This is a genomic window from Aliterella atlantica CENA595, assembly GCF_000952155.1.
Lineage (GTDB): Bacteria > Cyanobacteriota > Cyanobacteriia > Cyanobacteriales > Chroococcidiopsidaceae > Aliterella > Aliterella atlantica.
The window spans coordinates 1-21,598 of record NZ_JYON01000019.1; the positions used below are offsets into that span (position 1 = coordinate 1).

The following is a 21,598-nucleotide window of genomic DNA, read 5'->3' on the forward strand; positions in this document are numbered from 1 at the left end:
TTCTCTTGGTTTCAACGCAAGTACAGAAGACTTGTTGTCCGATGGGAACGTTTGAAGGTGTGTTTTGATGCTTTCCTCCTCCTAGCCTGTTCCTATATTTGGTTTCCAAAGTTAGTGGGATAGGTTCCCCTGCACATTGAAGATCGCGATCGCACTCATGCTGCAGTCACTTTGGCGCTAGAACAGAAAAAAGAATACAACATTGAATATCGCGCTGTTTGGTCAGATGGTAGCATTCATTGGATTGCTGCTAGAGGAAGAGGCTTCTATGATGAGACTGGCAAACCAGTAAGGATGCTAGGAACGGCGCAGGATATTAGCGAGGCGAAGCACCGCGAAGCAGAACGCCAATATGCCGAAGCCCAATTGCAAGAACGCAGCGAACACATTCAACTATTGTTTGAGACTAGCCGCGATTTGCTCTCAACTACTCAACCTTTGTCCCTAATCAATTCGCTATTTGCCAAACTCAAACCCATAATTGGGCTAGATGTTTACTTTAACTACGTACTAGATGAAGAAAAGCAGCTACTACATCTAATGTTTCATGGCGGAATCTCAGAGGAGTTGGCGCGTGAGATTGAATGGTTAGAAGTAGGATACGGTATTTGTGGCACTGTGGCGCAACAGCGCTCTCAAGTTGTGCATTTCGATTTGCAACACTCAAACCATACCAGCGAAATTTTGCGATCGCTTGGTTTAACTGCCTATTCTTGCCAACCTTTGATCGCCCAAGGCAAACTCTTCGGCACTTTGGGATTTGGCAGTCAAAGTCGCACTACATTTACAACAGCAGAAACTAAGTTATTTCAAGCACTGTGCGACCAAATTGCGATCGCGCTAGAGCGAGCAGAGTTAGTGTCATCCTTGCAACAACAAACAGAGGATTTAAGTCAACTCAATCGCCTCAAAGATGAATTTTTGGCAGCGCTTTCCCACGAACTGAGAACGCCGCTCAATCCGATTTTGGGGTGGACAACTTTAATGCGATCGCAAAGGCTGACACCTGCTAAAGCTACTGAAGCGTTAGCAATCATCGAGCGCAATACCCGCCAACAAATTGCCTTAGTTGAAAATTTGCTTGATGTGTCAAGTGCAATTCAAGGCAAGCTGAATTTGCAGTTTCAGGAAGTAGATTTGACACTAATGCTAAATGCTGCTATCGATACTGTTCGGATTGCGTCTCAAGCCAAAGACATTGCCATCGAGTGTCAGGGATTGCTATCTTTTCAGCCAATTGGAGATGGCGATCGCTTGCAGCAAGTGTTTTGGAATCTGCTATCGAATGCGATCAAATTTACGCCCCCAGGGGGAAAAGTAAACGTGCAATTATCATCGCTTGTAGATGATAATGCTAACGGCTACGCTCAAGTTTGCATCTCCGACAACGGGATTGGGATTGATGCTGAGTTTTTGCCCCACGTCTTCGAGCGCTTTCAGCAAGCTGATGGCACTTCTACGCGCAAATATGGCGGTTTGGGATTGGGACTTGCGATCGTGCAGCATTTAGTCGAGTTACACGGTGGCACGATTACAGCGTCAAGTCCTGGAATCGGTCAAGGAGCCACGTTTACCGTCAAGCTACCTGTGCGATCGCCTGAAGGATTGCATAGCGATCGTCCACTTCAAGAGACTATAAAGGGCTTGGTAGATAGCTCATCACCTCAAAATACGCCACCTACGCAATTGACGCACAATAGCAGACTTCGCACTCTGTTAATTGATGACGATCCAGACAATTTAGACTTATTGCGTTTTCTGCTGCAAGAAAACGGAGCGATCGTCACTGCAACGATTTCACCTCCTGAAGCGCTCAGACTCATTCAAGACAACCCGCCAGATGTAATTATCAGCGACATCAGTATGCCCGAAATGAATGGCTACCAATTGATGCGTCAAATCAGAGCTTTGCCTCAAGGCGATCGCATTCCAGCAATTGCCCTTGCTGCCTTTGCTCGACATGAAGATCGCCAAGAAGCCCTAAATGCAGGGTTTCAGGCATACATTGCCAAACCCGTTGACCCGTTTGAGTTACTATCTAGCTTGGCAAAGTTAACATGAGCATAAGATTTTTACTAGCTAAAATAAACTTAAAATTCCTTTGAGGATGCTACTATGACGGGAATCATCCAACAGCAAGCATTAACTTTACCTGACCATACGCAATTGCCTGAGTCAGATGGAACATTTGTGAAAAACTTCCAAGAACATCCTCAAAGCATATTGCTGAGTGAATCAATTGAACCGATATTGCAACAAATACATCCCGACGGGCAATATTGTATTGGTCAAGATTGCGGCATATATTGGCGGCTAACAGAACCACTAGAAAAAGGTGCAGAAGCACCAGATTGGTTTTATGTTGGCTCCGTTCCACCTATGCTAAACGGTGAACTTCGACGTTCTTATGTATTATGGCAAGAGTATGTAGCACCACTAATTGTTCTAGAATTTGTCAGCGGTGATGGCGCAGCAGAAAGAGATCGAACGCCAATAACAGGCAAGTTTTGGGTGTACGAGCAAGCAATTAGAGTCCCATATTACGGCATCTACGAAGTTAAAAAAGCTGCTGTAGAAATGTATCACTTGATCGAAAACTCCTATCAACCGCTAGCAAAAAACGAGCGCGGACATTATCCAATTCATCAGCTAGGAGTAGAATTAGGAATTTGGCAGGGAAGCTACTACAATGCAGAACTACCCTGGCTGCGTTGGTGGGACGATCGAGGTAATTTATTACTAACTGGCGGCGAAAGAGCGGATATAGAAGCACAACGCGCAGATGCAGAAGCACAACGTGCAGAACGACTAGCAGCGCAATTAAGAGCTTTGGGGATAGAACCAGAAGCTTAGTCTTGTTGGCTGGCAAATTGACGCGCACCTAGCAAGGAAAGAGCGATCGCAACTACCAACAATATCGGTATGCTATACCAGGGAAACTCTGACAAGGGTAAATATGCAGCCGCTCTTAAGCCAATTGCTGTATAAGTTAGCGGTAATAAGTAGACAATTACTCGTAAAGCCATCGGTAGAGTAGTTGGATCGAAAAAGGTTGCACCCAAAAATGACATGGGGATAATAACAAAATTATTATACAAACCCACACTTTCGAGCGATCGCACGTTCAACCCCACAATTACCCCTAACCCCGAAAATACAGCACAATTTAGCACTAATAGCAACAAAAATAAGGGATTGATAAAACTCCAAACTTTCCCAGTAAATAGAATTGCCACTAAAATTACTGCACCAGAAGTCATCAACCCCCTGACAATCCCAGCGAGCATTTTGCCAACGTGCAAAGCTAAAGGGTGAATCGGTACTAACAGCAATTCTTCAAAGCTTTTAGTAAATAAGCGATCGCCGCAAATAGAAAATGTCGTTCCGCCAAAGCTAATAGTCATTGACGATAGCGCCACCATTCCAGGCAAAATAAATTCTAAATAGTTGTCTCCCACAGCAGGTTTAGGCAAAGAACTACCCAAACCCAAACCAAAAGCCAGAATGTAGATCAAAGGTGAAATTAACCCTGAAGCCGCTATTTGAGCAATGCGGACGCGCAAATCTAGCCAATCGCTCCAAAATATAGTCAGACTATCAGCTAGTAGAGTGCGCCACTCGGCAGATTTATTAGTTTTGACAAGAATTGGCGATCGCGTGTTATTCACTTGAAAGTTGGCAACTTAGGAGCATTTATCTAAATGTATCAAGATAGAGCGATCGCTAACATATACCCGCAAGGCGGCAATTCATAATTACGAATGCGCGAATTACGAATTATTTTAGTTGATGCATAGTTTCCCGCACGCTGTCACCACACCAAAGCAGTAATGTCCTCCGTCATAATAGGATAGGGAGAACAACTACTTCCTACTTACATTGGTTGCAATTGATTAAACGACAATGAGACGTAAATCTTCTCGGTATAACCCTCCTGAGTCTAAGTCATCTGGATTTAAATCCCCAGCTTTCAACTACGCCACGATCGCAATTTTGGGTGGAGTATTTGTTTTAGGAGTTGGTATTGGTACGGCTTTTACTTCTGACATTAGCGGCTCAACGCCCAATAATGTCAGTTCTAGTATCCAAATCGATCAAGCTGCTCCCAACCCAGAAATATGCGTTCAGTACGGCGCTAGCGCAATGGTAATGGATACGCGCATCTTTGTTACCCTCAGACCTTTCAAAGTGTATGTATCGCAGCCTACTATGCGTCCTGGTTGTGTCTTGCGCCAAAATAACTGGGCAATTTTGGAACAACGTAATTTGGTTACAGGCGATCAAGTCCGCGATTGCAAACAAAAGCTCAATACTTTTGGTTATACCGGAGACTTAGGCAGTTCGCCAGCAATTAGCTGTATCTATCAAAACGAAGACGCACAAAACTTCTTCATCAATCAACCAGGAGCAGTAAATGCGCCCACAAACACAGATCAGTTTTAAATAGTCCGCGTAGGCGGAATTCGCTTGTATAGCCGCGAATTCCATTCACCCATCCTATATGGCGATCGCTTAGTTAGTGGCTAGCAGCCTTCTTGTTTGCTGCTGCATCTGCTTGTTTTTGAGCAGTAACCTGGGTTTTTTGGGGCTGTGAATCGACAGCTACTTCTCCCACCATATTTTCCCCCTCAATGCGGCTATTAATGGCAACCATCTTTGCTCCCGATGCAGACGACTGATTGCACAGCACCGATTGCGGAACCATCCCAGCAAGATTTAGCTGTTTGTCTTGGAACAAGCCTGTTAGAGTTAGTCTTTCTTCGACAGACATGGGATTTTCAGTGGTGGTTGATGCTGATAAAATGGCTCCATTTGCATAAATTCCAGATTGATCGATCTGTAACAGCAAGGGTTCGGGTTTGGCGCAACCAGGTAAATTACTGGCGAAAGCTAGACGATAGCGACCGCTAATTGCGCTTGGTGCTTTGAGCTTGCTTTCTCCGTAAGCAGTAACAATGTTGAATAATACTAATACCGAACCAATTGCTACAGCATAAAAACTTAGAGATTTGGCACTAAAATGACTGCTCATGCTTGAACTCCTGTGTTATCGCTGATATTTGCTTGAGTATCCGTCTGTGCAAGTACAGAAGCAAGATGAGATGTTACTTGACTGTAACGACGAGTTATCAACAAAGAAGAACGACATTGATTGGCTAACTGATCGGTATAGCGCCCCAGAGTTTGGCGTTCAATTCCCCAAGCGCGGCTAGTTCCAGCAATTGTTAAATCGGCTCGTGCGGAGGCTTCAATTGCAGCTTGAATAGGTTCTTGAGCTTCTTGAATTTGTACGTCAATGCGATCGCGCATTTTCCGCGATAAGTTTTGCATTACCGCACTTAACTCATAACTTAATTCGCTATTAGTTTGCCCTGATTGCACTACTCGCAAAATTGTCAAAGTGCGGCTATCGGAACTGACTAACAATCTTAAAGCGAGTTCCAATGCCAAATCATCGTGAATATTGCCAGAGTAAGGGACTAATATCTTCTCTAACAACTCCTGTCCTCGATCTACATAAACGGCAACATCTACAGGAACAATGCTTAACATCTGCCCGACACGTCCGCCTAAACGGTTGGTACTAAAAGCTGGGCGATGCCATCCAACTAACATTAAATCAGCCTTTTGCAACGTAGCAATTTGCGATGCTTCTCTAGCTACATCATTAGTCACTCTAATAATTGGTTGAATGCGATCGCGAATATTTATTGGTTCTAAAGTTTGAATTAACTCTTCTATTTGCAATCGCCGCTCGTTCATTAGTCTATCTGCTTCTGCTGGCAAGCTTTGAAAAGCGTAGTCTTCTTCTAGTTCTACTAAACTCAAGGGGTGAACTACACTTAGTTGTGAATCATTAAGTGCGATCGCTGCAGCTAACTCAATCAGTCCTTTTTGGGTGCTTAAATTAGCTACTGGTACTAATACGCGGTAAGCAGGTTCGGTAGTATCTGCAACTCCTATTTCTGTTTCTGGTTCTACCAAATCTAGTTTGATCAGCCGCTTGGGGTAAGTCCATTCCAATAAAGGCGATGTCATAAATGTCGTTACTAGCGCCATAATTACCAGCATCGTAAATAGTAGAGGCGATATTACACCCAAGCTCAAACCAATATTTAAGACAATTAGCTCTGTCAAACCCCGCGTATTCATCAACCAACCCAAGGCTGACGCTTCGCGTTTTTCAATTCCACTCACGCGGGCGGCTACATACGTACCGCAGTATTTACCAATAATTGCTACAGCAACAACGGCGGCGCACAACAGCCACAATTCAGGGCGATTGAGCAAGCCAACTTGCGTGCGTAAACCACTATAAGCAAAAAATACTGGTAATAGGAAAATTAAAACAAAATCCTCGGTTTTCTCGGCTATTTCTCTAACTAAACCTTCATCTTTGGGCATTACCGCCCCTAAGAGGAACGCACCAAAAATAAAGTGAATACCAATCAATTCAGTAATTAGGGCTGAAGCGACAACACCTGCATAAATTCCTGCTAAAAGTAACTGGTTGAGTTTGCCTAGACGCTGGTAATAACTGGCGACGCGCTTTAAAAACCAGCGCCCTACCGTCACCATAAAGCCGATATAGACTAAGGACTCAATAATGGTCGGAATAGCACCAACAACGCTGCTAGTGCGCGCTACAGCGATCGCTAATGCCAACACGCACCATGCCGTTACATCATCTACTGCTGCACAAGTCAATGCCAAAGTTCCCAGGCGCGTACCTTGCAAGTTATTTTCGGTAATAATCCTTGCCAGTACCGGAAAGGCAGTAATAGACATCGCCGCCCCCAAAAATAGAGCAAAGGCGGTAAATGATACGCTGCCATTAGACAATTGTGGATACAGCAATATTGCTAATATGCTACCTAGAGAAAATGGTACTAAAATACTGACGTGAGAAGTTAAAATCGCTACATCCAATTGCCCAGTTAGATACTTAGGATTTAGCTCTAACCCAATTAGAAACATGAAAAATATTAGTCCGATCTGCGATAGCACGAACAGATAAGGGACTGTCTCCGCCGGAAATAAAGTTGAGGCTAAACCAGGAGCAACTAAGCCAAGCAAGGAAGGTCCCAGCATAATCCCAGCAACAATTTCACCGATTACTAACGGTTGCTTAATTGCTCGACATCCCAGCCCTACAAGCCGTGAAAGTCCAATTACGATCAGCACTTCAAATAAAACAAGAACGACTGCATTCATAATTTGCGTAAAACAGGATGACTAGATGCCCTAAGATGATTTTGTAATCGGCTTAATTTTGTCAAGATTGCAGCGATAGCTCAGGAAAAGGGGTGATTTTGACAGTAAAGTAGCTAATTTAGGCTTAAAAATGTCATTATCTATAGCTTGATCGCGTAGATACTCAAAAAATCCAAAATACTTCTACGTATTTACTTCAAAACAATTTTATTAATTTCCTGCTATAACGAAAGGAAATTTAAGAAAAATCAAATAAATCTCGATCGGATGATATCGGGCAGAGTTATAGCGCTTTGGCAGCGATAATTTAGCTTTTTTATCGATATTAACGAAGAACTGCTCAAATCGGTAGATTTTTATCACTCTCGCCATCGGAAAGACCTATCTACAGGAAGAGACTAATTTTACGCCTGTTTCCTGCTATTCATCTCAAATCCAATGGAGTAACAGACTAATCTCACTGTTGCAGAATTTATAACTTCTGTTAGAGGAACAAGTGCCTTGTTTAAGATTAATCTTACATTTGTGTCCAAAAGAGCTAATTGGCTAGGTAATAGAATCGATTTCTCTATAATTCTATAACTAACCCGTTATAAAAGCGAAATAATGGACTTTTGCAGCCACCAATACTATTGATAATGAACTAACGGAGTCTTACCATGACAAATATGCTTTCTAGTGCTGTTAATCGTATCAGTTCCTTACTAAAAAAATTCCAGGTAACGCGTTTAGTGACGTTAGTATTAGTTGGAGTTTTGATCCTCACAACTAACACTAATATCGCTCAAGATCGCAATACTCAAGCTGTAACTAAGAAACTGGATGAAGTAGTACATCAGGACAATTCCGACAGACCGAAGACCATAGGAGAATGGGAGCGGGAAGGGCAAGAAACAGAAAATGCTCCTGGCGAACGAGTTAAAAGAATTGCTAAAGAGTCAGCCGAAGCTGTAAAAGATTTTGGTTCGTTGTACCCCGATACAGCTAAACGAAGCGCTCGTGATATAGACGAAAAATAGAGCGATCGCCTAATTCTACCCAGAAATACTAACAGTAAAACTAGCCAGCAGTGCAGGCTAGTTTTTTAGTACAAAATATTTTTTAACAGCAACCAGCTAAAGTAATTAACTGGTCACTGTCAAATGCGATCGCTAGCAATCTGGTTCCAAGCCTGAATAACGCTCTGCAAAGAGCGCGGTAAACGATCTTGGTTTATGTCGGTGTAGCTAGTGGTTGCCCTTTGGCTAGTCAAAGTAACATTCATAAAATCAGCCGTACCCCTAGAAGGCGGGTAACTTAGACCGTCAAATCCCTCAAATCGCTGTTGTTGTAGCAATCGCTCAAACTGCCTAACTTGTTGGCGAGAAATCTGATAAGTTTGAGGTCGAGCATTATTGCGATCGCTAACTAAAACCCTAACTACTCGCCCATCTGCAAATAGTATAGTTTCATAAGTACGACCAGCAATTCCACCACTGGCGATCGCGCGGAAGACTTCATCACTTTCTAGATCGGGTGGTAACTGACTGCGAGGAATTTCAACAGGTCTAATCTCGCTCGATGCATTATTGTCAAAAGAGCTAGCAGCTTCGTCCAAAACGATTGCACTGTCCATATCGCCTGTGCGATAGACTAAACGATCTCGCCCAGATTCTACTGTAACTAACCAACCAGGGACGATTTCTGCTGCACATTGATAGTCAAGACGACCTAATCCCAAACAGCTATCAGACCAATTGCGCCGCTGCGCGCGGACAACTTCTACTTGAGAAGTCGAGACATTCAACTGCCGTGCAGCATTACGCAAGACCGCCCTAGCAATACTATTAGGGAGTTTATTAGTATTACTAGCTGAATTTTCCCCTTGTAAGCGCAAAACTCGCCCAGTGCTGTCAGTACGGTAGACCCAAGTGCGACGATTATTAGATACTACCACCCGCCACCCATCTACTAATGCTTGAGTGCAAATTTCATCAGGTCTAGCCAAACCCAAACAGCCATCAGACCAAGTTTGGCGACTAGATTGAGTCACTTGCAATCGTCCTGGCGCAATTCCCGTACGTTTAGATAAATCTAGAATTACCGCGTTAGCAAGGCGTGCGGGTAGTTGACCTCTACTAGAATTTCTTCTACGTCCGCGATCGCCTTCATAATTATCGCTACCTCTATTTCTGCGTCCGCGATTGTCTTCATAATTGTCGCTACCTCTACCTCTGCGCCCGCGATCGTCATAACTATCATCACTACCGCGATCGGCAATTAGTTCGCCCTTAGTTGCCTGCGTGACAGCAGTAGCATTTTGTACCAAAATAGAACTACTACTTAAAGACAAAATTCCCGTCAAAAATAATGCAGAAGCCAGCCTGTGCGGATGTTTAGGCAAACGCTTTTTTACTTGTGATTTCATATTAAATAATAAATCTTGTAGCCATTTATAGGCAGTTAACAAAAAACTAGACGCTGGCATAATGTTAATTTGTTCCGAAGTTTTACATAAGCGATCGCAAGCAACTATAGTCTGTGAAAATCGTCTATCGGTTACTTGTATCCAATTAATTGGCAAAATAATGTTGAAAATCCGCCGCCCGCAGCTAATTGCTAGTTTATTGGCTTTGAGCCTAATAATTGTCATGATGCTGCAACTACCCGCATCAACTCAAACCGCTCGCACAGCCAAAACAGAGCTAAGAGGAGTCTGGCTGACAAATATTGATAGTAACGTTCTATTTGGACGCGATCGCCTCAGCAGCGCCATCAAAACTTTAAAAGAACTTAATTTTAATACTCTTTACCCGACCGTTTGGAATTGGGGATATACACTTTACCCTAGTCCTGTTGCTCAAAAAGTAATCGGGCGATCGCAAGATCCCGAACCTGGACTCAAAGGGCGCGATATGCTCAAAGAAACGATCGCGCAAGGACATCAAAAAGGTATGGATGTCATACCTTGGTTTGAATTTGGCTTTATGGCTCCTGCTGATTCTAGCCTAGCCCAGCGCCATCCTAACTGGCTAACTAGCCGCCGCGACGGGAGCAAAATTTGGAAAGAAGGTAAGCACGATCGCGTCTGGCTCAATCCCTTCCGCCCAGAAGTACAAAACTTTATCCAAAACCTAATTGTCGAAATTGTCAGCAAATACGATGTAGATGGTATTCAGTTCGACGATCACTTCGGCTTACCCTCAGAGTTAGGATACGATGCATACACAACCAGGCTGTATAAAAACGAACATCGCGGCAAAAATCCACCCGCCAACCCCAAAGATCCCGAATGGGTGCGTTGGAGAGCAGACAAAATTACTCAATATCTGCAAAGAGTATTTAAAGCAGTCAAAGCCCGCAAACCCAACTGCGTCATTTCAATTGCTCCCAACCCGCAGCGCGTTTCCTACGACTTATTTTTAGCAGATTGGGAAAAGTGGGAGCGCCTGGGATTAGTGGAGGAATTAGTTTTGCAAGTATATCGCAACGATTTGAACGTATTTATTTCTGAATTAGAATACCCAGAAGTGCAAGTTGCCAAAAAACATATTCCTGTCAGCATCGGTATTTTATCAGGCTTAAAAAATCGTGCTGTAGCTTCAGCCCAGATCCAAGATCAAGTCACAGCTAGCCGAGAGCGAGAATTTGCAGGCGTTTCTTTCTTCTTCTACGAGACATTGTGGAATCTGAGCCAAGAACCACCAACAAGTCGCCAATCAGCCTTCAAAAATATGTTTGCAGAACCCGTAAAGCGTCCAAACGTATTAACAGGTTGGAAACCAAATTAAACAATTGTAGAGACGTAGCACTGCTACGTCTAAGCACCCAGTAGAAAGTACAAAAATCCACCTAACCCAAAGAGATTATTGCGATCGCCAGTATTAAGTAATTAATACCCCATGACTGAAAGTGTGGCGCGACGTTTTAGGGAGCGAGTTTGGATTGAAACCCAAATGAATTAATGATTAATTTCATTCGTAATTACGAATTACGAATTACGAATTGTTTTGGTCAGTATATATGTCTAAGTTAAACAGCCTGAGTGCAACCATCATCTTAATATTTGCGGGATTTGAACCACCTATAGCACTGGCGCAGACTCCACAATATAAAGGCAATGCTTGGATATTGACAAGACCAAACTTTGCTTACACTGGTGGGCGCTGTGTCGTAAATGGCTCCTTTGAAGATATCCAACGCCCGCTGTATCAAAATGGTAATATCCTGCGGGGCGGAATTGGACAAAATGTTTCTCAATTAAACATTCAAGATAGCAACATTCAGGGCGAAGGATTTACAGTTAGCGATCGCTCCTCTGGCGAACCCGATCCTAACCAAGTAGGGACAATTACCGATACATTTAACGGTTCCTTGCGCTCTGATGGCGTATTTGCGGGTACTGTCACTACTACTTATTACCGATCGGGCGATCGCATTTGTCAGACTTCAGGCGCGTTTACCTTAGTTCGCCAATCAGCCGCCGATCCCAATCAAACTCGTAGCGTTACACTCATCGATAGATCGACATTTGAAACTAGATTTCGCAGCGCACCTACAGAACAAGCAGCTAGCTTATTTGAAGCTCAACAGACAAATGCGATCGCCAAGCATTTAGACGTACCGCCACCAAAACCTCCTACTTTACGCGAAATTTCTCAAGATTTAGCCAAAATAGAGCAGAAAACACAGGAAAAACCTGCTCTTAGCTACGTTGTCACTCTTAAGGATCGTTTAGATTTAGTTTTGGTGCTACCGCGTAAAGATGCTACCAAAAATTCAGATTCTTTACCTGTGCGGCGCATTACCTTACGCGCTAATGCGGAAGACATCCAGAAGTTAGCTCAAGAATTTCGTCAAGAAGTCACAAATTCACGCAAAACTAATACAACTAGCTACCTAAGTTCGGCACAAAAATTGCATGAATTGTTGATTGCACCTTTAGAGCCAGAATTACAAGCAAATAAAGTTAAAACTTTAATTATCTCCGCCGATAATCATTTGCGATCGATTCCCTTAGCCGCCCTCCACGATGGCAAACAGTTTTTAATTGAAAAGTATAGTATTGCTCTTATTCCCAGTTTTGCCATGACAGATACGCGCTACAAAGATTTGCGTAAGACAACTTTGCTAGCAATGGGTATTTCTAAAAGCACCCAAGAGCAAATACCCCTACCCGCCGTAGCTGTAGAAGTCTCAGAATTATCGCAACAATGGTCGCAAAGTAAAGGCTTTTTAGATGAGGAATTTACACTCAACAAGCTTAAATCCCTAACTCAGGAGCAACGCTACGGAATTATTCATTTGGCGACTCACGCAGAATTTCAAAAAGGAGAGCGAGATAAGTCATTTATTCAATTTTGGGGCGAGAAACTGCGGCTTGACAAATTACGACAATACACGAGCGAATCAGGCTGGAATAAAAACCCCACTATAGAAATGTTAGTGCTGAGTGCTTGTCGCACCGCATTAGGCGACGAACAAGCAGAATTAGGTTTTGCTGGACTTGCATTTCAAGCAGGTGTAAAAACTGTAGTTGGTAGTCTTTGGTATGTCAGCGATACAGCATCTTTGACTTTGATGAGTGAATTTTATTCGCAACTGAAAAATGCACCCACTCGTAGCGAAGCCCTCAGACAAGCTCAAGTTGCTATGTTGCAAGGTAAAGTTGAGTTAAAAGAAAGACAGATAAAACTATCCAACGGGCAAAGCGTAACCTTACCATCAAACTTAAGCGGCGCTAAATTGAATCTCACTCATCCTTACTATTGGTCTGCTTATACCTTAGTAGGCAACTGGAATTGAATTAAAAAATTTTGATGAAGTCAGTTTTCAGATTTCAGGAAATGTACTTAAATTGATGTATTTACAGATGCGAGTAGTTAATGTACTCCGTCTAGTTGCGAAGGTGGTTATCAAGTGAAAATCGAAGCTCGTTCTGTGTGTCTGGGATTAAGCGCGTTAATTGTTACTAACTTTTTTTTACCAACACCTGTTATCTCTCAATCAATATCTAGTCAAGTACAGATTGCTCAAGCGCAAAAACCAGTAGAACGCAAGCGCATTGCGGTATTGGACTTTGATTTTGCTAGCACTGGTGGTTCGGGTTTTTATTACGGCTGGCTAGGAATAGGTCCTGCTAAGGGTGTCAGCGAACTATTGACTAATACTTTAGTTAAAGATGGCAGCTATATTGTTTTAGAACGTAGCAAAATTGATGAGATTCTTAAAGAACAAAATTTAGGTGCATCTGGACGTATAGATGCTTCTACAGCAGCGCAAATAGGTAAGTTGCTAGGCGCAGATGCAGTAATTATTGGAACAATATCCCAATTTAACGTCGAACAGTCACAATCTGGTGGAACGCTTGGTTTTCTAGGGTTTGGTGGTAGTGCAGACAAAACTAAAGCAGTGGTTCAAGTTACCGCCCGTTTAGTTAGTACAACAACTGGCGAGATTTTGGCGGCTGCTGAGGGAGAAGGGAAATCAAGCAAAGGCGGTGGAAGTTTTAGTATTTTCGGTGTGAGCGCTAATACTAGCTCTAACAAAGTTGACAGTCTTTTGAGTGCGGCGGCGGAAACGGCTGTAAATAAGGTAAGCGGAGAACTGGTAAGCGCTGGAGCTAAACTTGCAGCATTGCCTTCTGTTTTACCCACTGTTGAAGGTGTAGTTGCTGATATTACAGGTAATTTGATTACTATCAACAAAGGTAATGAATCTGGTTTTAGAAGCGGGATCGGTGTTTCTATAGAGCGCGTAGTCAAACAAGTTAAAGATCCGCAAACTGGTAAGGTGCTACGCACTATTACATCTCCAGTAGGCAGAATTGAGCTAATTGAAGTCAGTAATGGTTATTCAACAGGCAAAATTGTATCGGGTTCGGGGTTTAAAGTCGGGGATGTAGCTAAAGCAGTTCAATAATACTAGACCTCTTGCATAAGTCCATAATTTCAACGGACAAGGGAGACAAGGAGGGCAAGGAAGAAGAAGATAGGATTGCTAATTTACAGAGCGTTGCCTACTTTTGCAAGAAATCTACTGTTTAAGCGATCGCTCCCCTATAGCTCCCTGCAATAAGGGAGCTATTTTGTTATCTACTGCTTGCAGTAAACTAAAGCAGTTTCTTGAGCAATACTTTTGAAATTGAGTCAACTTCTAGTTAATTTAGCTTTTGTTAGCAACAAACCAACAGGCATAACTACTTATGCTAGTAACTTAATTCCGCATCTAGAAAAGCTCCAGCCCACGCTTTTAAGCGCTCGTCCAATTGAAGATAGTGCGTGTTACCCAGTAGCGCCAAATTTAACCCCAGATGAAGGTAGCAAAGGACATTTTCGCCGTTTGCGCTGGACGCAATTTCAACTACCGCAAATATACAAGCAACTGCGATCGCATTTATTATTCTCCCCGATCCCAGAAGCTCCTTTATTTACTAACTGTCGCTATATTGTCACCGTTCACGATTTGATCCCCTTGCGTTTTGCCAAGAAGTCGCCTTTAACTTTATATAGTCGCTACTACGTCCCCCAAGTTCTCGCTCAAGCGCAACACATTATTTGCAACTCTACAGCTACCGCCCAAGATATTACCCGCTTTTTTGGCGTTGCAGCAAGTAAGATTACGCCAATTCTATTGGCACATGACGAGCAACATTTTCGCTGGCTCGATTTACCTAAACAAAATTACTTTCTTTATATCGGACGACAAGACCCTTATAAGAATTTACAGCGAACGATCGCAGCTTTTGCCACAATACCAAATTGCCGCGACTACCAACTGTGGCTAGCAGGCTCTTTTGATTCCCGTTATACCCCTACACTCAAAGCCTTAATAGACAATTTAGGGATAACAGAGCAAGTAAAATTTTTAGACTACGTTCCTTACAGCCAACTACCCGTAATTATCAATGGTGCGATCGCTCTTGTATTTCCTAGCTTATGGGAAGGTTTCGGCTTTCCAGTCTTAGAAGCAATGGCTTGCGGTACTCCGGTAATTACTTCTAACATCTCCTCGCTACCAGAAGTAGCAGGAAACGCAGCCTTATTAGTCGATCCTTATAATACCGAGGAAATCAGCGCTGCAATGCAGGAAATCGCTAACTCCGAGCAAATGCGATCGCACCTGCGCGAACTTGGTTTAACGAGAGCCAGCGAATTTAGCTGGGAAAAAACCGGACAAGCGACGGTAAAAGTATTATCTCAGTATTTGTAGGGAAACTTCGATAATTCGTAATTCGTAATTCGTAATTATTAAGAGGGAATACAGGGGAAACTTCGATAATTCGTAATTCGTAATTCGTAATTGCAAGAGGGACTAACTGGGAGATCTTCCTGATATCCATACATAAATGTAGCGATCGCCCCCTACCTAAAAACCATTACCTGCAACCGTTTTAGCTAGGATCGAGGTAGAAACAAGCAAATTAACTGCAAAAGTTTTACCAAACTTTCATCAAAAATAGGGTTTTGGTTCTGTATTTGATAGACAAACAACATGGAACCAGAGTTAGAATCGATGCGTCCAATTGCAAAGTGTAGTTTTATGACAAACGTTGTGACTCTCCACACCGACGAGCAAATCGCGCTCTGGCTGCGCGGACTGTTAACCATTGCCTGGGCAGACGGCAACTTTGATGCCGACGAACAAGAGCTAATCGCGGCATTAACCCAGGAAACGAGCGTTACAAGCGTTAGTTTAGGCTCAATCGAACCAATAGCACCTCAAGAACTTGCAGCAGCCTTTGGGCAAGATAGCGCTGCCGCTGAGAACTTTTTGCGTACAGCAGTAATGGTAGCGATCGCAGATGGCATTTACTCGATCTGTGAAGCTCACCTATTACATCAATTTTGTCAAGCACTAGGATTGCCGAAAACAATTTTAGCAGGCTTGCAATGTACTCTTTGCGACCCAGAACGTGGTATGACTGTGAACTCGACTACTTCGCTTACACCTGATTGCGATACCTTGCGCCCCGTCCGTAAATGGCTAGACGGCTTAGAGATCCACGATCCCAAGTTAGCTCGGTTTCTCTGCAAGATGATCCCAGCACAATGTCCGTTTGAACGAGATGTCAATTTGTTTGGACAAAAAATCGTTCATATCCCACCATTATGCAAACTCAATCCTTTATACGAGCAACTGGTAGGTCTACGTTTCCGCGCTTTATCTTATTTGGCAGATGATTGTCACGAAGATATCTCAAATTACTGCTAAACCAATTAAGCTTTAGCATGGAATACAGGAGCTAGTAGCTAGAAAGTAATAGCTAAAAGCTAAAAATTATGCAATTTATCGATCGAGCAGAAGTTGAAGTTGAAGCAGGTAAAGGCGGCGATGGGATTGTTGCCTTCAGACGCGAGAAATACGTACCTGCAGGCGGACCAGCAGGTGGAAATGGCGGGCGTGGTGGTTCGGTAATTTTGCAAAGTCAAGAGAACTTACAAACCTTACTGGACTTTAGATATAACCATCGCTTCCAAGCAGAAAATGGCGATCGCGGCGGTCCGAATAATTGTACGGGAGCTTCAGGGGATGACCTCATAATTGAAGTTCCCTGCGGTACGGCAGTTTATGACGCTGAGACTGGCGAACTTTTGGGCGATTTGACTATACCCCAGCAAACCTTATGCGTTGCTGTTGGTGGTAAGGGAGGATTGGGCAACAAGCACTTTTTGAGCAATCGCAACCGCGCTCCTGAGTACGCTTTACCTGGTTTAGAAGGAGAAAAACGCCTATTAGTGCTAGAGTTAAAACTTTTAGCAGAAGTAGGGATTATTGGGTTGCCGAATGCTGGTAAATCTACTTTAATTTCTTCTTTGTCCGCCGCCCGTCCGAAAATAGCTGATTACCCATTTACTACGCTAGTGCCAAATTTGGGAGTAGTTCGCAAGCCGAGCGGAGATGGCACAGTTTTTGCTGATATTCCTGGATTGATTGCTGGCGCTCATCAAGGAGCAGGTTTAGGACACGATTTCTTGCGTCATATCGAACGCACCCGCGTGCTGCTGCATTTAATTGATGTTACTGCGCCCGATCCGATCGCTGACTACCAAACTATTCAGCAAGAACTCCACGCTTACGGACGAGGACTTGCCCAACGCCCGCAGATTTTAGCGATTAACAAAGTCGATGCAGTTGATGAAGATACTGCTGATGCGATCGCCAAAGAATTAGTGCGTTTGAGCCAAACCTCAGTTTACTTCATCTCGGCTGTAACTCGCCGAGGCTTAGACGAATTGATGCAGCAAGTTTGGCTAACTCTCGATCGCCAAAACGAAGTCCAACTTGCTTGAGTGAAGGGTTTCGTTGACTTGCAACGCACCCCAAACAACAAAAGGGAAAAGCTAAACCTTTTCCCTTTTAATAATTATCAACCGATCGCGCAGCTAAAGTTATTAGCCTTCTACAGTGATTTTGCCAATCATGCCTGCACCGCGATGAGGTTCGCAGTAATAAGTGTAGTCACCTGCGGCGGCATCTTCAGGGAAGGTTGCTTTTACACTTTGTCCAGGAGTCATTAGCAATTGCTTGTGAGACAAGCCTTTAGCTAAGTCTGCGCTCTTGGCAGGGTTGTTAGCTGCATCAAAAACAACATTGTGGGGAGGAACTTTGTTGTTCACCCACTCAACGGTATCGCCAGGTTTAATAGTAAGTTTGGGAGGATCGAATACTAGCATTCCTTTATCAGATCCCAATTTAACTTGGTAAGTTTCAGCCGCCGCAGAGGGGGTAAACAAAGCAAAACTGCTGACCAACAATACCATTGTTAATACTGCTACACCTAAGCGCCGCAGAGTTGCAGCAATCAATTTCATAGCTTTCTCCAAAAAGGTTTATCTTTGCTATTCAATAATACCGTCTCTGGGTAATTCACAGCCGCGCGATCGCTTAGTTTGAAGTTAAGTTAAGTAAACTTAAAATTCATCAGTTCCCCACCCAGGCGCTCGCTGGGCGGCGGTAAGAACAAAGGCAGCCAAACTTTCAATTTGATCTTGAGTCATCCAACTTTCGGGTACTTGGCGACACCAAAAAGTCTCCGTACTACCGTCATACACCATCGGCTGCCGCATAAATGCGACTAAATTATTGATATTATCGCGAGGTGGGTTTGCGCCTTGAAGTTTTTTGAGCGCCAAAGACACTTGCGGATCGGGTAATGTTGCGCCCCCGACATGACAGTTCAAGCAGCTAGCTTCAAATAATTCTTTACCGCGTAGTAAAGATTCAGGGGAATAAGAGCGGGTTTCGCCTTTCTCATCCAACTGCAAATCAATTGGCTCAGTAACGTGTAAAAATCGCACCAGATAGCGGTCATTTGTTGCCGCAATAGCTGGATTAGTCGGCAATACTATAATTAATACTGCAGCAACAAGACATAGTAAACAACGTAGCATTTAAAGTACAACCTTCTGTTTGTAAGCGTGGGCAAATAACAAATCCGCGATTAAGTTATTCAATAATCTGCCTTGGTAAATAAAAAACTATCAGCAGCCAGCAACTTAGGTGATTAATCTAAATATGCTGACGGCTGATTAATAGTAGATAACAATCATTTAGACGTTGATACTGGCTTTAGTAGTAAATTTTGCCGCCGCCCCACTTGTCGCCAACAATTTTCGGCTGCAAGAGAACGTGTCCTGAAATTGCTACTAAATCATCTTCTGACAAATTTCTCATTGCCGCGTAAATATCTGCACTCTTAGTGCTGGGGTGTAATTCAGCAATTTCTTCTTCCCCGTCATAAGTAGTAGGATTGTGCAAATAATCTACTAATCCTTCAATATTATTGCGAGGTGGTGTAGCTAGGGCTAAAGCTTCAGGATCGAGTCCTACGTTTTGATTTGTCTTAGTTACGCCCCCAGCATGACACTGAGCGCAAGCATAATTAAATAAGCGTTTGCCTTCCTGGACTTGTTTGAGGCTAAGTACAGTAGTATCTCCTTGACTGTTTAACTGTACTGTACGGACAGCGTCGCTCAGTTCAACTGCCGATGCACGTCCCACAACTAGCCCAAATGCTAGCAATAATGTTGCCATTACAAGCCCAATCATTTTTTTAAACATAGTTCCCCTTCAAAAGTTCGACTCCGAACACAGCTATTTATCATCGGCTTAAGCTGTTATTGCCTATAAAGTCACTGCAAAACGGGCATAATGCTGTAAATCTAAATAAATTTGGGCAATTATCTAGGTTTAACAGCATATTAATCTTTCTCAGCGTTTATTGCTTGTTGTTGAGCCAATATTTCGGAAATAATCGTCTTAGCATCTTCTAAAGCCAAACGAGTTCTAGAAGTTTTATAAGCTATTCCCAAGCGATCGCATAAAGCGAGTACCTCTGCTTCAGGAAGGTGATAATCCGCTGCTATTTCGGCAATGGACAAGTCTGCAAAACCCATAATGTGAAAGATCGCAGTGACAGGTAGAGATTAAGCCGCTCTAATATGAATATCATGTCACTGAGCCATTTGTTACAGAAAATTGGCAAAGGGAGATGAAGAGAGGGGAGACAAGGAGAATTTAATTAACTTAATATCTTCCTTGTCCCCTTGTCCCCTTGTCTCTTTTCCTAAACTTCTTCCTTAACACTTGGTACTTTTTCTTTACCAGGTATTGGTTGCCAATGCTCTACTTGTGGCGTGGCTGTAATTGGCTGGTGCAGGCAGATTAACTGAGCTAAGGTTTTTTTCAGTTGCGTGCGCGGGACGATCGCATCGACAAATCCATGACTAAGTAATTCTTCCGCTGTCTGAAATTCTTCTGGTAGCTTTTCTCTTAAAGTTTGCTCGATTACCCGACGACCTGCAAAACCGATTGTGGCTTTGGGTTCGGCGATAATTAAGTCACCTAGCATAGCAAAACTTGCCGTTACGCCGCCTGTTGTCGGATTGGTTAATACTGGTATATAAAGTAACTGGGCTTCGCGGTGGCGTTCTAAGGCGGCTGATATCTTTGCCATCTGCATCAGACTCAACATACCTTCTTGCATTCTTGCCCCGCCAGAGGCACAGACAATAATTACTGGATAGCGTTTTTGAGTGGCTGTTTCGATAACGCGAGTCAGTTTTTCCCCTACCACTGAACCCATACTGCCGCCCATAAAGCGAAAATCCATTACTCCCAAGGCAACAGGTAAGCCGTCAAGATGCCCAATTCCTGTTTGTACGGCATCTGCTAAACCAGTTTTTTCCTGGGTTTCGCGCAGCCGATCGCTGTATGCTTTGCGATCGCGAAACTGCAATGGATCTACCGAACGCATTTCTACATCTATCGGGTTCCATGTATGAGCATCAATCAATTGACGAATGCGCTCGTCGCTATCAACTCTAATATGATGCCCACACTCTAAACAAACCATCTGATTTGCTCTGAGGTCTTTGGTATAAGCTAATACACCACATTCTACACATTTATTCCATAGCCCATCAGCAATATCACGCTCTTGGGGTTCTCGGTTGGTAGAGCTAGATTTGCGTCGATTTGCGAACCAATCAAACAGAGACATTAAATTAGCGCGATCTTGTAATTAGGCTCTATTATCTTACTCGAAACGGCGTAGACTATCGGGTTAAGTTTTCCTCTGCTGCTTTAAGGAAAAAATAATTGCAAGTAGCTAGATAAGATCCACTCACCCCAAAACAAAGCGATCGCTGCTCCCATCGCCAGGAAAGGACCAAAAGGCATAGGTTGTCTGCGATCTAGTAGTCCAATAGCGATCGCGCCTCCGCCGACAAATGCACCTAAAGCACAAGCCAAGAAACCTGCTAACAGCAAATACTTCCACCCCAACCAAGCGCCCATCATGGCGGCTAATTTACTATCTCCCCAACCCATCGCCGTTTGTCCCAAAATCAGCGAACCAAATATAGTAATTAGGCTCAACAGCCATATACCGACAACTGCGCCGCTAATAGCAAACATTAACTGATTAATTGTGGTGCCGATCCCGCCTACCGCCAGATAACCGACACCTAGCTGAAATATTAGCCCTAATACTAAGCCCGATCGCGTCAGCGATTCTGGCAAAGTCATTGTATCAAAATCAATCAGCGATAGGGCAAGCAACCAGCTACAAAAAGCCCAGTAGCCAAGAGTTTGCACTGAAAAGCCAAACATCCAGAAGACGAATAAAAATATCAGTCCTGTTACTGCTTCTACAATTGGGTAGCGGGGGGAAATTTTGGTTTGACAATGACGACAGCGCCCTCTCAGCAGCAACCAGCCAAAAACAGGCACGTTCTCACGTTTGCCTAATTTATGCAGGCATTGCGGACAGCGAGAGGGCGGGTAAAGCACCGATAGCCCCGCAGGTACGCGATAAATTACTACATTGAGAAAGCTACCTATAGATGCTCCTAGAATGAAGACGATAATCGATGCAGGTAGGAGTAATGCGTCCATTTTT

Annotated in this window: 20 protein-coding genes; 10 read left to right on the forward strand and 10 right to left on the reverse strand. The window is 43.5% G+C overall.

Going from position 1 to position 21,598, the window contains the following annotated elements; genetic code table 11:
- The first annotated feature begins 135 nt into the window (after window positions 1-135).
- Together UH38_RS16430 and UH38_RS16435 are read left to right on the forward strand one after the other, a co-directional pair.
- Window positions 136-2,061, forward strand: coding sequence for an ATP-binding protein (locus tag UH38_RS16430; RefSeq protein WP_268748894.1), 1,926 nt, complete (start codon window positions 136-138; stop codon window positions 2,059-2,061).
- Between the two features lie 54 nt (window positions 2,062-2,115).
- A complete protein-coding gene (locus UH38_RS16435) occupies window positions 2,116-2,853 on the forward strand; it encodes a Uma2 family endonuclease (protein ID WP_045055766.1) in 738 nt (245 codons plus the stop codon).
- Here the strand turns inward: UH38_RS16435 and UH38_RS16440 are convergent.
- Window positions 2,850-3,668 (reverse strand): ABC transporter permease, encoded by an 819-nt coding sequence (locus UH38_RS16440; protein WP_045055767.1) that lies wholly within the window; start codon window positions 3,666-3,668, stop codon window positions 2,850-2,852. The genes UH38_RS16435 and UH38_RS16440 overlap by 4 nt on opposite strands.
- A 235-nt stretch (window positions 3,669-3,903) precedes the next feature.
- Here UH38_RS16440 and UH38_RS16445 point away from each other — a divergent pair, with 235 nt between their 5' ends.
- Entirely contained in the window at window positions 3,904-4,443 is a 540-nt protein-coding gene (locus tag UH38_RS16445; protein ID WP_045055768.1) for a DUF3172 domain-containing protein, read from the forward strand.
- Between the two features lie 73 nt (window positions 4,444-4,516).
- On the opposite strand, the gene UH38_RS16450 is transcribed toward UH38_RS16445, so the two are convergent.
- Both UH38_RS16450 and UH38_RS16455 read right to left on the reverse strand, forming a co-directional pair.
- On the reverse strand, window positions 4,517-5,032 hold the full coding sequence (locus tag UH38_RS16450) for a hypothetical protein (RefSeq protein ID WP_045055769.1): 516 nt from the start codon (window positions 5,030-5,032) through the stop codon (window positions 4,517-4,519).
- Window positions 5,029-7,215: a cation:proton antiporter gene (locus UH38_RS16455; protein WP_045055770.1), complete on the reverse strand. Its 2,187-nt coding sequence runs from the start codon at window positions 7,213-7,215 to the stop codon at window positions 5,029-5,031. The genes UH38_RS16450 and UH38_RS16455 overlap by 4 nt, the downstream gene beginning before the upstream one ends.
- Window positions 7,216-7,874: 659 nt before the next feature.
- On the opposite strand from UH38_RS16455, the gene UH38_RS16460 reads away from it, so the two are divergent.
- Window positions 7,875-8,234, forward strand: coding sequence for a hypothetical protein (locus tag UH38_RS16460; protein ID WP_045055771.1), 360 nt, complete (start codon window positions 7,875-7,877; stop codon window positions 8,232-8,234).
- A 119-nt stretch (window positions 8,235-8,353) separates the two neighbouring features.
- Here the strand turns inward: UH38_RS16460 and UH38_RS16465 are convergent, their stop codons facing one another.
- Window positions 8,354-9,622, reverse strand: coding sequence for a hypothetical protein (locus UH38_RS16465; protein ID WP_045055856.1), 1,269 nt, complete (start codon window positions 9,620-9,622; stop codon window positions 8,354-8,356).
- Between the two features lie 160 nt (window positions 9,623-9,782).
- On the opposite strand from UH38_RS16465, the gene UH38_RS16470 reads away from it, so the two are divergent.
- The 6 genes from UH38_RS16470 (at window position 9,783) to obgE (ending at window position 17,486) form a co-directional block, all read left to right on the forward strand.
- Window positions 9,783-10,985 (forward strand): glycoside hydrolase family 10 protein, encoded by a 1,203-nt coding sequence (locus UH38_RS16470; RefSeq protein WP_082065413.1) that lies wholly within the window; start codon window positions 9,783-9,785, stop codon window positions 10,983-10,985.
- Between the two features lie 232 nt (window positions 10,986-11,217).
- On the forward strand, window positions 11,218-12,999 hold the full coding sequence (locus UH38_RS16475) for a CHAT domain-containing protein (RefSeq protein ID WP_052672427.1): 1,782 nt from the start codon (window positions 11,218-11,220) through the stop codon (window positions 12,997-12,999).
- Between the two features lie 114 nt (window positions 13,000-13,113).
- Window positions 13,114-14,115, forward strand: a complete 1,002-nt coding sequence (locus UH38_RS16480) for a CsgG/HfaB family protein (RefSeq protein ID WP_052672428.1) — start codon at window positions 13,114-13,116, stop codon at window positions 14,113-14,115.
- Window positions 14,116-14,337: 222 nt separating this feature from the next.
- Complete coding sequence (locus UH38_RS16485; protein ID WP_045055772.1) at window positions 14,338-15,405, forward strand: glycosyltransferase family 4 protein; 1,068 nt, start codon at window positions 14,338-14,340, stop codon at window positions 15,403-15,405.
- A 330-nt stretch (window positions 15,406-15,735) separates the two neighbouring features.
- Window positions 15,736-16,407: a DUF533 domain-containing protein gene (locus tag UH38_RS28030; protein ID WP_045055860.1), complete on the forward strand. Its 672-nt coding sequence runs from the start codon at window positions 15,736-15,738 to the stop codon at window positions 16,405-16,407.
- Window positions 16,408-16,475: 68 nt separating this feature from the next.
- Window positions 16,476-17,486, forward strand: coding sequence for a GTPase ObgE (obgE, locus tag UH38_RS16495; RefSeq protein ID WP_045055773.1), 1,011 nt, complete (start codon window positions 16,476-16,478; stop codon window positions 17,484-17,486).
- A 102-nt stretch (window positions 17,487-17,588) separates the two neighbouring features.
- Here the strand turns inward: obgE and petE are convergent, their stop codons facing one another.
- The 6 genes from petE to UH38_RS16525 all read right to left on the reverse strand — a co-directional run bounded on the left by petE (window position 17,589) and on the right by UH38_RS16525 (window position 21,594).
- Entirely contained in the window at window positions 17,589-18,008 is a 420-nt protein-coding gene (gene petE / locus UH38_RS16500; protein WP_045055774.1) for a plastocyanin, read from the reverse strand.
- 99 nt (window positions 18,009-18,107) lie between these two features.
- Window positions 18,108-18,587, reverse strand: coding sequence for a photosystem II cytochrome PsbV2 (gene psbV2, locus UH38_RS16505; protein ID WP_045055775.1), 480 nt, complete (start codon window positions 18,585-18,587; stop codon window positions 18,108-18,110).
- Between the two features lie 178 nt (window positions 18,588-18,765).
- Window positions 18,766-19,257 (reverse strand): photosystem II cytochrome c-550, encoded by a 492-nt coding sequence (gene psbV / locus UH38_RS16510; protein WP_045055776.1) that lies wholly within the window; start codon window positions 19,255-19,257, stop codon window positions 18,766-18,768.
- Window positions 19,258-19,397: 140 nt separating this feature from the next.
- On the reverse strand, window positions 19,398-19,592 hold the full coding sequence (locus tag UH38_RS16515) for a hypothetical protein (RefSeq protein WP_045055777.1): 195 nt from the start codon (window positions 19,590-19,592) through the stop codon (window positions 19,398-19,400).
- 170 nt (window positions 19,593-19,762) lie between these two features.
- Entirely contained in the window at window positions 19,763-20,698 is a 936-nt protein-coding gene (gene accD, locus UH38_RS16520) for an acetyl-CoA carboxylase, carboxyltransferase subunit beta (protein WP_045055778.1), read from the reverse strand.
- An 83-nt stretch (window positions 20,699-20,781) separates the two neighbouring features.
- Complete coding sequence (locus UH38_RS16525) at window positions 20,782-21,594, reverse strand: prepilin peptidase (RefSeq protein WP_045055779.1); 813 nt, start codon at window positions 21,592-21,594, stop codon at window positions 20,782-20,784.
- Window positions 21,595-21,598: the final 4 nt, after the last annotated feature.

What these genes read in the sequence shown, in the direction of transcription:
- UH38_RS16470 (WP_082065413.1), top strand. Translation starts at nt 9,783, where the DNA reads ATGTTGAAAATCCGCCGCCCGCAGCTAATTGCTAGTTTATTGGCTTTG.
- UH38_RS16450 (WP_045055769.1), bottom strand. Translation starts at nt 5,032, where the DNA reads ATGAGCAGTCATTTTAGTGCCAAATCTCTAAGTTTTTATGCTGTAGCA.
- UH38_RS16460 (WP_045055771.1), top strand. Translation starts at nt 7,875, where the DNA reads ATGACAAATATGCTTTCTAGTGCTGTTAATCGTATCAGTTCCTTACTA.
- UH38_RS16515 (WP_045055777.1), bottom strand. Translation starts at nt 19,592, where the DNA reads ATGGGTTTTGCAGACTTGTCCATTGCCGAAATAGCAGCGGATTATCAC.
- psbV (WP_045055776.1), bottom strand. Translation starts at nt 19,257, where the DNA reads ATGTTTAAAAAAATGATTGGGCTTGTAATGGCAACATTATTGCTAGCA.
- UH38_RS28030 (WP_045055860.1), top strand. Translation starts at nt 15,736, where the DNA reads ATGACAAACGTTGTGACTCTCCACACCGACGAGCAAATCGCGCTCTGG.
- obgE (WP_045055773.1), top strand. Translation starts at nt 16,476, where the DNA reads ATGCAATTTATCGATCGAGCAGAAGTTGAAGTTGAAGCAGGTAAAGGC.
- petE (WP_045055774.1), bottom strand. Translation starts at nt 18,008, where the DNA reads ATGAAATTGATTGCTGCAACTCTGCGGCGCTTAGGTGTAGCAGTATTA.
- UH38_RS16465 (WP_045055856.1), bottom strand. Translation starts at nt 9,622, where the DNA reads ATGAAATCACAAGTAAAAAAGCGTTTGCCTAAACATCCGCACAGGCTG.
- UH38_RS16525 (WP_045055779.1), bottom strand. Translation starts at nt 21,594, where the DNA reads ATGGACGCATTACTCCTACCTGCATCGATTATCGTCTTCATTCTAGGA.
- UH38_RS16445 (WP_045055768.1), top strand. Translation starts at nt 3,904, where the DNA reads ATGAGACGTAAATCTTCTCGGTATAACCCTCCTGAGTCTAAGTCATCT.
- psbV2 (WP_045055775.1), bottom strand. Translation starts at nt 18,587, where the DNA reads ATGCTACGTTGTTTACTATGTCTTGTTGCTGCAGTATTAATTATAGTA.
- UH38_RS16435 (WP_045055766.1), top strand. Translation starts at nt 2,116, where the DNA reads ATGACGGGAATCATCCAACAGCAAGCATTAACTTTACCTGACCATACG.
- UH38_RS16475 (WP_052672427.1), top strand. Translation starts at nt 11,218, where the DNA reads ATGTCTAAGTTAAACAGCCTGAGTGCAACCATCATCTTAATATTTGCG.
- accD (WP_045055778.1), bottom strand. Translation starts at nt 20,698, where the DNA reads ATGTCTCTGTTTGATTGGTTCGCAAATCGACGCAAATCTAGCTCTACC.
- UH38_RS16455 (WP_045055770.1), bottom strand. Translation starts at nt 7,215, where the DNA reads ATGAATGCAGTCGTTCTTGTTTTATTTGAAGTGCTGATCGTAATTGGA.